The organism is Brevibacillus brevis, from assembly GCF_022026395.1.
Lineage (GTDB): Bacteria > Bacillota > Bacilli > Brevibacillales > Brevibacillaceae > Brevibacillus.
Genome location: NZ_CP041767.1, coordinates 2,261,060 through 2,273,849, shown reverse-complemented (window position 1 = coordinate 2,273,849; position 12,790 = coordinate 2,261,060). Strand labels below are relative to the sequence as shown.

Genomic DNA, 12,790 nt, shown 5'->3' with positions numbered 1-12,790 from the left:
GAAAGTTTATCGGCATACCTGTGACATTCTCCCATCTTATCCGTTTTATAATTCCCTGGCAAGAAGCCGACGACGTTCCCGTTTTGGAGATACTACAAAGGAATGCTGTTGCAAAGGAGGGAGATTATCTTTGATCCGTATGGGCTATGCCTGCATCAGTGTCAAGACCAAAAACAATCCAAACAAAAAAACGACGGTTGCCCAAGTAAATAAATTAGATCCCCAAGCCCGGTTAAAAAAGCTGCGGCAAGTTATGCAGGCAAACTTTTTCAATTTAATGGATTTGCTTGCTTATAATGTAGAAAATCAGATCTTTTTGTATCGACTTCCTTCTGAATTTGTTCCACTGGCGACCCATCCAGTAGCAGCTGAATGGGATTGGGCAAAAGAATTCGCATGGGACTTCCAAAAGGCAGGGAATTATATCCGCAATCATGGCATTCGTTTGACAGCTCATCCTGGCCATTACAGCATATTGAACAGCGACAAGCCTTCTGTGCTGGAATCGACGATTGCCGATTTCTCCTACCATGCAAAAGTGTTTGATTTACTGGGGCTAGACGATAATTCCGTCTTGGTGACACATGTGGGAGGCGTATACGAAGATAAAGCCTCTTCTCTCGACCGTTTTGCATCCAACTTCGAGCTGCTTCCTGAAAACGTCAAACGTCGTTTAGTCGTGGAAAACGATGACATGTCTTTTACCATGCGCGAGGTACTGGAGCTGTGCGAACGGATCGGTGTGCCGATGGTGCTCGATATTCACCACCACAACTGCCATTCTGAAGGCGAAGATTGGACGGAATACCTTCCAAGGATTATTCAAACCTGGGGAGAGCGCACTCCGAAGATGCACATGTCCTCGCCAAAGTCAGAAAAAGACTTTCGCGCTCATGCAGACAATATTGACCCTGAGGCGTTCCTAACTTTTGTCAGTGCACTCGCGAATTACAATGTGGACATCATATTGGAATGTAAAAACAAAGATGATGCCCTCCTTACTTTAAGACGCGAATTAAAGAAAAAAGGAGTCGCTGTTGAGGCATTTACGAAATGAATATGGAAAAGGACGCCGCTTAATTAGCTGGCGTCCTTCCTCATGCGCTTCAAAATGAACATCCGCAATCACACCCACGCCCTCGTCTATGACCCCGTCTATGTTGATAATTGTATCCGGAGGAGGAGCTACTGCCACCCGAAGATGATGAACCTCGGCCAAAGGAACTGCTACCGTCATTCCATAATTGGCACCGGTCATGATAATGATGCATTCTCCGTTCATGATGCTTGTAATGTCTGCGGTAATCCATGTATTTGCGGCGATTTTCACGATGCTCCTCGCATTTGTGGCGGAAATATTCCATCCGATCCATATGGAACTGGAATTTGAACAGGTACAGCTCCAGTTCCCTTCCTATGTTCTCATTCGGTCGCGTATTCGGCCTGATTATATTGGGTCTGATGTTCGGTCTGATATTCGGTCTGATATTCGGTCTGATGTTCGGTCTGATATTCGGTCTGATATTCGGTCTGATGTTCGGTCTGATGTTCGGTCTTACATTTGGCATCATATTTGGACTTTCATTCGGCCTCACATTGGGTCTTACATTCGGCCTTACATTCGGCCTTACATTCGGCCTTACATTCGGTCCAACATTTGGCCGCATATTTGGACTTTCGTTTGGCCTTACGTTCGGTCTTACATTTGGCCGCATGTTTGGACTCTCATTTGGTCGCACGTTTGGTCTCATGTTTGGACTTTCATTCGGCCGCACATTGGGTCTTACATTTGGCCTTATGTTTGGGCTCTCATTTGGCCTTACATTCGGTGAAGCGTTAGGCATGGGGTTTGCCGGCATTCGGTTCGGTGGCATTAGATTTGGCGGCATTGGATTCGACGGCTTACTATTTGGTGGCATTGGGTTTGCTGGCATCCGATTTGGCGGCATTACGTTTGGCACGTTCGGGTTAGCCAAATTGGGAGCAGGCATAATCGGCTTTTGCGGCATTGGGCGCGCTGGGATAGAATGATTCGGATTGATCGGACTTTCCGACTTGGGTTTTTCAGGAGAAGGCATCATAGGTGACGGCATCGATGGGGAGGGCAATGGCATAGCTGAAGAAGGCGGTTTCGGCATTTCTTTAGGACGCCTTGGGAGTGCGGTAGGCATTGGCGGCATCTTACGTCGCTTTTCCACGGAATTCTACACGTCCTTTCGGATGAAATAACACAGTACATGGTATGACATTTATCCAACTCGAGAGACGACTCTCGCCCAGTTTCAAAAAATGGACTAAGCCCTTTTTTTGCTCCTTAGGGAAGTCGCCGTGACAAGATCATCTTGACTGCACGTAGGCATTTGATACAATGATAGCAATAGCTTAAATAATCAGACAGTTGCACATGAACGAAAGTGAGGAAGAACGTATGCCGCGACGAATGCAGGCTTACACGTTTTCATCCAATCACATACATGCTCTCGAGCGAGGGGTTAGGATATGATATCCTAACCCCTCGCTCTTTTCGTTCTCTGCTCTGCTAAAGGAGGAAATTACAGATGAATCAGCAAGCAAACATTGTAAAAGTAGACGGGGATCAATTGCGTATCGAAGATGTCGTTTCCATTGCAAGGAGCGCCACCTACATCCAATTGACCGAAGAAGCATTGCATCGTGTTCGTGCTTCACGGGCTATGGTGGAGAGAATGGTATCGCAACAGGAAGTCGTATACGGAATCACCACCGGCTTCGGAAAATTCTCTGATGTCATGATCCACGGTGAGGACGTAAGCAAACTGCAAGAAAATTTGATTATGAGTCATGCTTGCGGGATGGGCGACCCTTATGCCGTTGAAGTTGTTCGTGCGATGATGGCTTTGCGCATCAATGCGTTGGCAAAGGGGTATTCAGGAATTCGAGAAGAAACATTACTTCAGCTAGTAGAACTATGCAATCGAGGGGTTCATCCGATTATACCTCAACAAGGTTCCCTTGGTGCCAGTGGCGACCTGGCCCCTCTCGCTCATATGGTTCTGGTCATGCTCGGCAAAGGTGAAGCACTCGTCAATGGCAAGCGGCTTTCTGGCAAAGAAGCACTGAACGAAGTGGGTCTCTCCCCTATTCCACTTGAGGCAAAAGAAGGTCTGGCTCTGATTAACGGTACACAGGCGATGACCGCACAGCTTTGCCTGGCCTTGTATGATTCGCGAGTTCTGCTTGAAAGCGCGGAATTGATTGCGGCGATGACGATTGAAGCGCTACGTGGAATTCCAAAAGCCTTTGATCCTCAACTCCATCTCGTCCGCCCGCATCCAGGACAGAAGGAATCGGCCAAGCGATTACTCCAGCACTTATCCGGCAGCAAACGTACAACTGCGCAGGGTGAACTGCGTGTACAAGATCCTTACAGCCTTCGTTGCCTCCCGCAAGTACACGGTGCAACTCGTGATACACTGGAGTATGTATGGACCACAGTTACTCGTGAATGCAATAGCGTCACCGATAACCCTATCCTTTTTACGGAAACTGGCGACGTCATCTCCGGCGGAAATTTCCATGGTCAGCCAATGGCATTCGCAGCAGATTTTCTTGCCATTGCCATAGCTGAACTGGCAAATATTTCCGAAAGAAGGACAGAACGTCTCGTCAATCCACAGCTAAGCGGTCTTCCCGGATTCCTAACCGAAAATGGAGGACTCCATTCTGGATTTATGATTACGCAATATGTAGCCGCTTCCATTGTTTCTGAAAACAAAGTGCTCTGCCATCCGGCATCTGTCGATTCGATCCCGTCATCTGCCAATCAGGAGGACCATGTCAGCATGGGTACAACTTCTGCTCGCAAGCTTCGCACGATCGTATCTAATGTCACCAAGGTGCTTGCCATTGAATATTTGGCAGCAGCACAAGCTATCGATTTTGGTTCGGGAGATCTTGGAACAGGTACAGCACGAGCCTATGAAGAGTTGCGCCGGGTGATTCCCCGCCTGCATGAAGACCGCGAAATGCATCCTGATCTCGTAAAGGCAGAAGAGTTGATCCAGCAAGGGACACTCGCGTTTGTGACGGAATAATTGTTCGTGTATAGGAACCATTGTCTTTCTCTGTTATGATGGAGCTAAGGATAAGCATGTAGAACAAACCACTTGAAGTATGGAGGGCTGTCTCATGAAAGCAGGCAGAGAACTGGACCATCCTGCGTATCTGTTGCTGTTTGATGGGGTTTGTCATCTGTGCCACGGTGCTGTGCAGTTTATTTTGAAGCGTGATCCGCATGGACACATTCATTTTGCTTCCTTGCAGTCACAGAGAGCGCAGGAAATTTTGTCTCATTACAACTATCAGGAAAAAGACATGTCATCCGTTGTCTTTATCGCCAACGGACAGCTATATACGAAATCGGATGCGATCTTGCACGTTGGCCGCAAGCTTCAAGGCGGATGGCCTCTGCTGTCAAACATAGCTCGACTCATCCCTAGACCTGTCCGCAATCCGATTTATGATTGGGTCGCGAGAAATCGCTATCGATGGATGGGTAAAGCAGAGCAATGCATGCTACCTACCCCGCAGATCAGATCCCGCTTTTTGGATTAAATGAAAAAGGAGAAGCCGCTGTCCTCTCGCGGCTCCTCCTTTTTTATTCGCTGTGTTCAATCATTCGTTCTTAAATGACAATCCCTTTTCCTTCAATACTGTCCGAAGTTTCGGCATAGATGCTGGCCCCATCCCATGAAATTTCAGAACCTCTTTTTCGCTGTAGCTTGCGAGCTGTTCCAAGGTAGTGATTCCATTGTGTTCCAATTCCCTTCTTGCTGGTGCCGAGAGCAGAGAAAGAAATCCCATGTCCGGTTTGCGTTCTTGCTCACAGATTGGACAAGTCGGACAATCTGTGCTTTTCATGTATGAATGACCATTCGCGCACGTTCTTTCCGTTTTTTTGGAAGTTGTCATGGCACGTATCCTTTTTATTTCGACATCGCTTGTGGATGCTCATCGCTTACATAGTCAGCCGCTTTGGCATTTGCCTCTACTTGTGCTGGGCTCTTGCTGCCCGGGATCACGGTCGTGACAGCCGGATGCTTGAGGCACCACGCCAATGCCCACTGCGCCATATCCATTCCTTCTGGAACTTCATTTTTCTTGATTTCTTCTACCTGGAGCAACAGCTTGTTGACATGCTCCTGATCGTGTCGATGTCGAACATCATTTCCACTGAATACAGAACCCGGCTTATACTTTCCACTCAAATAACCACTCGCCAACGGAACGCGAGCCAATACACCCAGGTCTTGCTGCTGGCAAGAAGCAAAAACACTTTCTTCCGGCTTTTGATCCAGACGATTGTAAACTACTTGGATTGCTTTTGCATGTACCGAAGAAGCAGCTGATGTTTGATGCATGTTGTCGTTTTTCGCTATGGAGAGACCGAGATGACGGATCGTTCCTGCCTGCACCTGTTTGTCGAGGTAGGTCCACAAGTCATCATTGTCAAAAGCCTCGTCAGGTCCCGAGTGGAATTGGTACAAGTCAATATAGTCGGTCTGCAAGGCTTGCAGCGATTTTTCCAACTGCTGCTGTACTTCAACTGCACCGTAATGATTGGTTCGAGAAAATTTGTCATGAAAATGATGCCCGAATTTCGTCGCCACAATCCAGTCTTCCCGGCGGCTTTTTTTCAAATATCCTCCGATAAGCTGTTCGGACAGATGATCTCCGTAGCATTCCGCTGTATCAATCAAGTTGATGCCGAGATCTTTTGCTTTGTCGAGAATCTGGTCAACAGCTTCTTGGGAGAAATCCATGCCCCACTCCCCGCCAAATTGCCAGGTACCTACACCGATCACGGATACGTTCAGATCCGTTTTTCCTAGTCTGCGGTACTTCATTGCCCGATTCCTCCTCCTCATAAATAAACGAGAATTCCCTGAACGAATGTTCGTTCAGGGTGAAGACTAAAAGAATTTATATGTTTTTCTCGATGTTCAATTGGCTCACGAAATCTTGCAGATTCCCTTTTCGTTCTTTGCGCATTTTTTTGCGCTCATCCGCAGTGGCCATCAATCGCTCTTCTTCCTCTGTTTCAGGGACAATGGCTGGCACCTCAGTCGGATTTCCATCTTCATCTAAGGCAACAAAGGTGAGAAAAGATGTCGCGGTCAAAATGCGATTGCCAGTCTGGAGATTTTCTGAGATAACCTTTACGAAAATTTCCATGGACGTTTTGCCCGTTGACGAAACAAACGCTTCGAGGCAAATGGAATGTCCCATTTTGACGGGAGCAAGAAAGTCAATCGAGTCAATCGATGCTGTCACAACAGGGCGACGCGAATGTCGCATCGCAGCGATTGCAGCTACCTCATCTATATAAGCCATCATCGTACCACCAAAAATAGTCCCATGGTAATTCGTATCGGATGGCTGAACCAGTGATGCCTGAATTGTACGAGATTCTTGAGTTGTCTTGACGTTCATCGCTGTTGCTCCTTTATCAATCTACTTGATGCATACATCATCATATCACAAGGCATTCAACGTTCCAATTGATAGCTACTCGCAAGTATGCCTTCTATTCGCTCGGCATCATCTTGCAAGATATAACGTAACAAAGGGAGATTCCACTCATAGGCTGGTCGATAGCCTTCTAATGCAAACAGCTTGTCATCTATGTGCGTGGCAAGCTTTCGGCGAGCCGGACTGGCACAATAAAACTGCTCCAAATAATCCGTACCCCATCTGGAAAAGGAGGACGTTTCATTGGTAACTGCTGTTAACAGAATCCCCTCCCCTGTATCAATCAAATCGATTGGATACAGTTGACAGCTAAATGGCTTAATAGGCTCTACTTCACGACCAGCCTGCTCCGCATAAGCATGGATCGCACACCCGTAACGCCCATTGTTTTCTTGATAAAAAAGGCAATTGCCATGCCGCATGCGAATAGTTCCTTGAGGTTCATTGCGATCCCAAACTCCATAAAGAAGCCAATGATTGCGTTCAGCCTCATCCTCGAGTCCAGCAGAGATAGAGGGGATTTCCCCCTCCATGATTGGAATCTGCCATTCTTCTACGGCGTAAGGTTGTCCACCCTCACAACAGGTCTCACGATGAACCGTCCTGCAATTCCAACAGTCCAAGTGAAACAAAGCATGGAGGGCTGTTACATCAACCAAATATTGTCCCGCTCTCACCAACGAATGCTTGTTTTTCTTTATATATTTTTCGCAGTGGTACGCCTCTTTATCAGACATAGGATCGGGCGTGCCTACATAACGAAAAGCTCGCTTCGTTTTCATTTTTGCAAAACAATCTCCGCTTCTGTTCCAAAAATACGCAAATGCCCTTCCTCATAGCTAGCCAAATCTACTTCATCACCCGGAATCTCCATCAGGATTTCCAGTTCTTCGCCCTCTGCTGTCGTAAACACAAGGAGGAGATCTTTTTCTTCAAATTCATTGTCAGTCAGCTTGGTTTCCAAAAGCTGAGCTTGAAATTGTGTTACCTCTTCCTCTTCTTCCCTATCGGTATCCCATTGGGTAAAAGTCACGGAAGCCTTTTGATTTTTATACTCCGCCAACAGTTGAATCAATTGCTCATGTTGTTGAATGTCCATCTTGTAATCCCTCCGAAATGGTTCATACTGCCCATCATAACAAAGTAACTCTTAAAAAGCCAAAAAGAAACACCGCTTCGCTATGGGAAGCGGTTATTTCTCTTCTGCCTTTCAGCTTACTTTGCTAATGGTCTGGGCTAATGCAAAATCTTTGCCGGTTAAACCTTTTGCCTCACGGGTGGCTAACGTAAACGTGACTGTCCCACCTGCCAGATGAATTTCCACATGCTGATTGTCATGCTCAAGCATCTCCGCCACACGGTTGACGAAACTGACCGCAGTGGAAAAGTCACGACAGTGGTACGTGCGTGATAGTGCCATTCGGTCTTCTACCAGCTTCCAGCCAGGTACTTTGCTCAGATACAATTTGACCTGTTCCAAAGACAGCTTGCTCATTGTAGCAATGCCCCCTTTTACCCGATAAATGGTTGTTACACCATCATATTCACGAGACGTACAGGTTATCCGCACCCTATTGCTTCACAGCATAAAAAATCATACGCGGTGATTCATGCGCCACATATTCTTCAAACAGATAGTTTCCAAATACTTGAATTTTTTCGAATCCCGCTTCTGTCAGCATCGCAATCATTTGCTGGGCAGAAAACAAGCGAACCTGCTCCATATACTCACGCGGTTCATTCGATGACTCGTCGGAAATCAGTATCCGCTTTTTCACAAATCCATCCTGGATCCAGCGCTCTTCTTTAATCAACATCCCACTGACTTCCTTGGTAGAGTGAGGCACGAGATTATCGATGACGTACGCTGCATTTAAGAAATCGATGACCACTTCACCATTTTTTTTGAGTGCTTGTGCCATGTTACGAATAACGTTAGCATTTTCTTCATCTGTGGAGAAATAACCGAAGCTGGTAAACAAATTCACCACGATATCAAATTCTTCGCGAAACGGAATGTCGCGCATGTCACAGCGGGCAAAACTTAGCTGTGGATAGGTGTTTTGTTCCTCGGCCAACTGTAAAAGAACAGGCGACAAATCCACACCAACTACTTCATACCCCCGGCGAGCCAGCGCACGCGAATGACGCCCGCTCCCGCAGCAAAGATCAAGTACGCGTCCTGTGTCCTTTACCGGCAATCTTTCCAACAGATTAGCGATCTCTCCATCTGCTGCCGAATCGTCCCTATGACGATACACAAGCACATAATCTTCGCGAAAGCTGCGTTCAAACCATTCTTCTGCCATGTCTGAGCCCCTTTAATTCCAAGATGTTCTTATTATACCACAGCGGGGTTTATCCGTTGCCGATTTGCGTGTGGCAAAGTGTAGGAAGCTTTGTTGAAAAAATTGTGAAAACACTTTACATACATACTGTATGTATGTAAAATTAACCTCATCCAATCGTGAAGGAGAGATCCGTAATGAAAGTGAACAGCTTTTATCCTGTCATCTTGACAAAACAAGTTGAGGCTAGCTCGAAGTTTTATCGAGAGTACTTTGGTTTTGAAATTGTATTCGAAGCAGACTGGTATGTGAGCCTGCAAAATAAGAGCAGTACTCCGGCATTTGAGCTAGCCATCTTGGATCCTTCACACAACACGATTCCACAGGGTTTCCGAAAGCCAGTTGATGGTGGTCTTATCCTTAATTTCGAAGTCGATGATGTTGACGCTGAATACGAGAGACTTATTGTGAAAGCAGGTCTTCCTCTCCATCTTGACATTAAAAACGAAGATTTCGGTCAGCGGCATTTTATCACATCCGATCCAAACGGCATTTTACTTGATATCATAAAAGTAATCCCGCCTTCTGAAGCATTTGCTGACAGCTATGTTGACCCTGTCTAATCTGGCATGAAACAAGTAAGGAGATTGTAATGCATGAAGATGTCCAAAGCAGAACAAAAACAGCAGACGATGCAAAAACTGATCGAAATAGCAAGAGAGGTGTTCTCCAAACAAGGCTATGCGGATGCCGCCATGGAAGACATCGTAAAACAAGCCGGGGTGACCCGGGGCGCACTATACCATCATTTTGGGAACAAAGAAGGGTTATTTGAGGCAGTACTGGCTTCTGTCCAACAAGAAATCGGAGAGCGCGTAGAAGCTGAAGCTGCGAAAAGTGAGGAGCCTTGGCAACAATTGATCTTGGGGTGCCTGGCCTTTGTCTCCTCGGCCATCGAACATCGCACCAAGCGGATTTTGCTTATCGATGGCCCTTCTGTCATCGGGTGGGAAACGTGGCGCCGAATGGACGAGGAAAACTCCATGCGGCATCTCAGGGAGCAGCTTCAAACGATGCAGGAGCAAGGGTACCTACGTCCCGTTTCCATCGACGCTCTGACCCATTTGCTGTCTGGTGCGATGAACGAAGCCGTCCTCTGGATTTCGGAGACGCCTGATCATGAGAAGTCCCTTGAGGAAATTTCTGCAGCATTGACCTTGCTCTTGGAAGGATATCGCACCCAATAAAAGCAAAGCACCCCTGCTTCCGCCTCTTTCCGGGCAAAATGCAGGGGTGATCTGTTATTGTAAAGGGTTTTATGATGAAAAGCGGGTAGCTCGTCCGATCCGAATTTTTTCAGCAGCCCGCTCAATAATGCTCTCTACCGAAGATGGGTCATCCACAACGTCGTATTCGTTGATATTGACCCGCAAAATCGGACAGGAAGTAAAGGAGGCAATCCAGCTATCATAGCGACCAAACAAATCCTGCCAATAATCCACCGGCGTTTGTTGTTCCATCGGACGCCCGCGCTCTTTTACGCGACCAACAATATCATCGAAGCTGCCCTCTAAGTAGATCAAAATGTCCGGATGCGGGAAGTAAGGCGTCATGACCATCGCTTCAAAAAGTTCTGTATAAGTGCGGTAATCTTCTTCTGTCATGTTGCCTTGCTCGTACAGCATGCGGGCAAAAATCCCGGTATCCTCATAGATGGAGCGATCTTGGACAAAACCGCCGCCATAATCAAACATCCGTTTTTGTTCCTTGAAGCGTTCTGCCAAAAAGAAAATTTGCAAATGGAAACCCCATCGCGATAAATCATTATAGTAACGGCCCAAATACGGGTTATTGTCAACCTTTTCTACAGATACGCGAAATCCGAGCTGATCTGCCAAGGCATGTGTAAAGGTGGATTTTCCTACCCCTACTGTCCCGCCGATCGTAATTACTGCGTTGTTTGGTATCCCGTATTTTTCACGAAGCGTGCTGTTTTGAAACCTCGACATGTACGCAACTCCTTATCCCCATGCTTACTTTTCCTTCGTTCCCTATCCTTCTTGTCCCATCAACTCTTGAATTCGTGGCACAATTCGATCCAGTACAACCTTCAAATCTTCTGGTCGATGTACGAAATCCAAATCGTCACAATCGAATTTGATGACAGGCGTATCCGGATGATGTTTTTCAAACGCTTCCATAAACTCGTTGTAATCAGCAATCAGGTTCTCCATATAGGTGACATCCATGCTGCGCTCCATTTCGCGATCGCGCATCGCAATTCGCTTCATCACGGTCTCAATCGAAGCTGTCATGTAGATCACTAAATGCGCCTGAGGCAAATCCTCTGTTAGGATATCATAAATTTTGAGGTACTTTGGCAGGTTATCTCCTTGTAGCGTCCGTTTGGCAAAAATCGTATTTTTGAAAATATTGTAATCAGAAACAACGGAAATACCTTGATTCAGGAACTGTGAATGAATATCCTGCAACTGCTTGTAACGATTGCAGAGGAAAAACATCTCGAGTTGAAAGCTCCATTCGGCAATATTTTCATAAAATTTACCCAGGAACGGGTTTTCGTAGACGATCTCTTCCAGTAGCTGCAAGTTGCATGCACGGCTTAGTTCCCGCGATAAAGAGGTTTTTCCAATACCAATAGGTCCCTCAACGGTAATCAATATGGACTTCATGTATGCTTCGATTCCTTTCAAGAAAATGAGAGCACTCCATATTCTAGCACGTATGTAAGCGTTTGTCGAAAATATTCGCATCGTGTCGTTTGGTATCATTTGGTGCTCATCTTTCTAAAAGAAAAACTGCTCTTCATCAAGAGCAGTCTGGTTCTTACGTAAAATATTCAACCCGAGCCTGTGGAAACAATCGAGCAATTTCACTTTCCAAATGGGCCTGCAAAGCCTTTGCTTGGATGTCGGGATAGACATACTTCCCTTTCCCGTATTTCCCCCATTTGTACTTGCGCTCTTCTTCCTTCATCTCCAGCTTCGTTTTCGGATAACGCTGGAGGATCAAGCTTTTCGCGATCTTGGTAAAACGGTGCTGGATTAGCTCAAACGTCAAATCCTCCATCGCTTCGGGAACCAACTGCGAACGCAGCCTTTCCAACAAATCGGTATACCCTGCTTCCCATCCGTCAAACCAATACAAAGGCGCTAAAATAAAGCCCAGCGGATAACCTGCCTTGGCTACCTTCCCTGCTGCCTCCAGTCGCTGATGAAAGCTGGAGGTACCTGGCTCAAAATTTTTGATGACATAGTCGGCATTCATGCTGAAACGAAATCGGGTATGCTTGTTGTGCTTGGCATCCAGCAAGGAATCCACATGGTGAAACTTCGTCACGAAGCGCAACCGCCCAAACTCCTGCTGGCCCATAAACTCAATTGCTCGTTTCAGATTGCCTGTAAGATGCTCAATACTTACCGGATCAGATGTACAAGCTGCCTCAAAACGAGTGATTTCTCCCGGGCGTTCTTGGATATACTTTTCGGCCTGTGCCAGAATCTCATCTGTATTAACGTACACCCGAACATACGGCTTAGTCCCGATATTGGTGTTCAAATAGCAATAGTGACAGTGGGCAGCACATCCTGTTGCCAGTGGAATGGCATATTCTGCGGAAGGCTTGGAAGTCTCGAACTTCAATGTTTTGCGTACACCAATGACCAACGTCCGCTTCGCATTGCGATATTTCTCCACTTCTGTATCACCAGGAATGCCACGAACCTGATTATGGCTTGTCGTCATCTGCATCGGAATCCCTTCCGCCTGAAAACGGCGATACAGCTCTTGACCAAGTGGATAATTCAATGCATGTGGCTCCACGAAAATATAATCCGGAACAAACAGCTTGCTGCCTTTCTGCTCCGTCTTTTCAGGTCTTTCCAAAAGGGTTGTTCCCATAGCCATCATTCCCCCCTTCACCTAGTATGCCCGTGCCACTCGACTGGACGTGAGGGGAAGTATGGCTGTGC

Annotated in this window: 17 protein-coding genes; 6 read left to right on the top strand and 11 right to left on the bottom strand. The window is 46.6% G+C overall.

Annotated features, from left to right (window positions below; genetic code table 11):
* Positions 1-130 precede the first annotated feature (130 nt).
* Positions 131-1,057: a UV DNA damage repair endonuclease UvsE gene (gene uvsE / locus FO446_RS11215; protein WP_173609761.1), complete on the top strand. Its 927-nt coding sequence runs from the start codon at positions 131-133 to the stop codon at positions 1,055-1,057.
* On the opposite strand, the gene FO446_RS11210 is transcribed toward uvsE, so the two are convergent.
* On the bottom strand, positions 1,016-1,330 hold the full coding sequence (locus FO446_RS11210; protein ID WP_237900658.1) for a hypothetical protein: 315 nt from the start codon (positions 1,328-1,330) through the stop codon (positions 1,016-1,018). The two genes, uvsE and FO446_RS11210, sit on opposite strands and share 42 nt — an antisense overlap.
* An 86-nt stretch (positions 1,331-1,416) precedes the next feature.
* On the opposite strand from FO446_RS11210, the gene FO446_RS11205 reads away from it, so the two are divergent.
* The 3 genes from FO446_RS11205 (at position 1,417) to FO446_RS11195 (ending at position 4,593) form a co-directional block, all read left to right on the top strand.
* Positions 1,417-2,031, top strand: coding sequence for a hypothetical protein (locus FO446_RS11205; protein WP_237900656.1), 615 nt, complete (start codon positions 1,417-1,419; stop codon positions 2,029-2,031).
* A 527-nt stretch (positions 2,032-2,558) separates the two neighbouring features.
* Complete coding sequence (gene hutH, locus FO446_RS11200; protein ID WP_237900653.1) at positions 2,559-4,073, top strand: histidine ammonia-lyase; 1,515 nt, start codon at positions 2,559-2,561, stop codon at positions 4,071-4,073.
* A 79-nt stretch (positions 4,074-4,152) separates the two neighbouring features.
* Positions 4,153-4,593 carry a thiol-disulfide oxidoreductase DCC family protein gene (locus FO446_RS11195; protein ID WP_173609765.1) on the top strand — a complete coding sequence of 147 codons (441 nt, stop codon included), beginning with the start codon at positions 4,153-4,155 and terminating at the stop codon, positions 4,591-4,593.
* A 60-nt stretch (positions 4,594-4,653) separates the two neighbouring features.
* Here FO446_RS11195 and FO446_RS11190 read toward each other — a convergent pair whose 3' ends face one another.
* From FO446_RS11190 to FO446_RS11160, 7 genes are all read right to left on the bottom strand, one after another.
* Positions 4,654-4,950: an RNA polymerase alpha subunit C-terminal domain-containing protein gene (locus FO446_RS11190; RefSeq protein WP_232773102.1), complete on the bottom strand. Its 297-nt coding sequence runs from the start codon at positions 4,948-4,950 to the stop codon at positions 4,654-4,656.
* A gap of 14 nt (positions 4,951-4,964) precedes the next feature.
* Positions 4,965-5,885: an aldo/keto reductase gene (locus FO446_RS11185; protein WP_173609767.1), complete on the bottom strand. Its 921-nt coding sequence runs from the start codon at positions 5,883-5,885 to the stop codon at positions 4,965-4,967.
* 76 nt (positions 5,886-5,961) lie between these two features.
* Positions 5,962-6,471, bottom strand: a complete 510-nt coding sequence (locus FO446_RS11180; RefSeq protein ID WP_173609768.1) for an acyl-CoA thioesterase — start codon at positions 6,469-6,471, stop codon at positions 5,962-5,964.
* 56 nt (positions 6,472-6,527) lie between these two features.
* Positions 6,528-7,292, bottom strand: coding sequence for a DUF3109 family protein (locus FO446_RS11175; protein WP_173609769.1), 765 nt, complete (start codon positions 7,290-7,292; stop codon positions 6,528-6,530).
* Positions 7,289-7,609 (bottom strand): hypothetical protein, encoded by a 321-nt coding sequence (locus FO446_RS11170; protein WP_232773101.1) that lies wholly within the window; start codon positions 7,607-7,609, stop codon positions 7,289-7,291. The genes FO446_RS11175 and FO446_RS11170 overlap by 4 nt, the downstream gene beginning before the upstream one ends.
* Before the next feature lie 111 nt (positions 7,610-7,720).
* Positions 7,721-8,005 carry a 4a-hydroxytetrahydrobiopterin dehydratase gene (locus tag FO446_RS11165; RefSeq protein ID WP_048032351.1) on the bottom strand — a complete coding sequence of 95 codons (285 nt, stop codon included), beginning with the start codon at positions 8,003-8,005 and terminating at the stop codon, positions 7,721-7,723.
* A 76-nt stretch (positions 8,006-8,081) separates the two neighbouring features.
* Entirely contained in the window at positions 8,082-8,819 is a 738-nt protein-coding gene (locus FO446_RS11160; protein WP_221867223.1) for a class I SAM-dependent methyltransferase, read from the bottom strand.
* Positions 8,820-8,995: 176 nt separating this feature from the next.
* On the opposite strand from FO446_RS11160, the gene FO446_RS11155 reads away from it, so the two are divergent.
* Complete coding sequence (locus tag FO446_RS11155) at positions 8,996-9,421, top strand: VOC family protein (RefSeq protein ID WP_221867224.1); 426 nt, start codon at positions 8,996-8,998, stop codon at positions 9,419-9,421.
* A 33-nt stretch (positions 9,422-9,454) separates the two neighbouring features.
* Positions 9,455-10,045, top strand: a complete 591-nt coding sequence (locus tag FO446_RS11150; RefSeq protein WP_173609773.1) for a TetR/AcrR family transcriptional regulator — start codon at positions 9,455-9,457, stop codon at positions 10,043-10,045.
* Positions 10,046-10,114: 69 nt separating this feature from the next.
* Here FO446_RS11150 and FO446_RS11145 read toward each other — a convergent pair whose 3' ends face one another.
* The 3 genes from FO446_RS11145 to splB form a co-directional block, all read right to left on the bottom strand.
* Positions 10,115-10,807, bottom strand: coding sequence for a deoxynucleoside kinase (locus FO446_RS11145; RefSeq protein WP_173609774.1), 693 nt, complete (start codon positions 10,805-10,807; stop codon positions 10,115-10,117).
* A gap of 42 nt (positions 10,808-10,849) precedes the next feature.
* Positions 10,850-11,491 carry a deoxynucleoside kinase gene (locus tag FO446_RS11140; protein ID WP_142064742.1) on the bottom strand — a complete coding sequence of 214 codons (642 nt, stop codon included), beginning with the start codon at positions 11,489-11,491 and terminating at the stop codon, positions 10,850-10,852.
* 154 nt (positions 11,492-11,645) lie between these two features.
* On the bottom strand, positions 11,646-12,719 hold the full coding sequence (gene splB, locus FO446_RS11135) for a spore photoproduct lyase (protein WP_173609775.1): 1,074 nt from the start codon (positions 12,717-12,719) through the stop codon (positions 11,646-11,648).
* Positions 12,720-12,790: the final 71 nt, after the last annotated feature.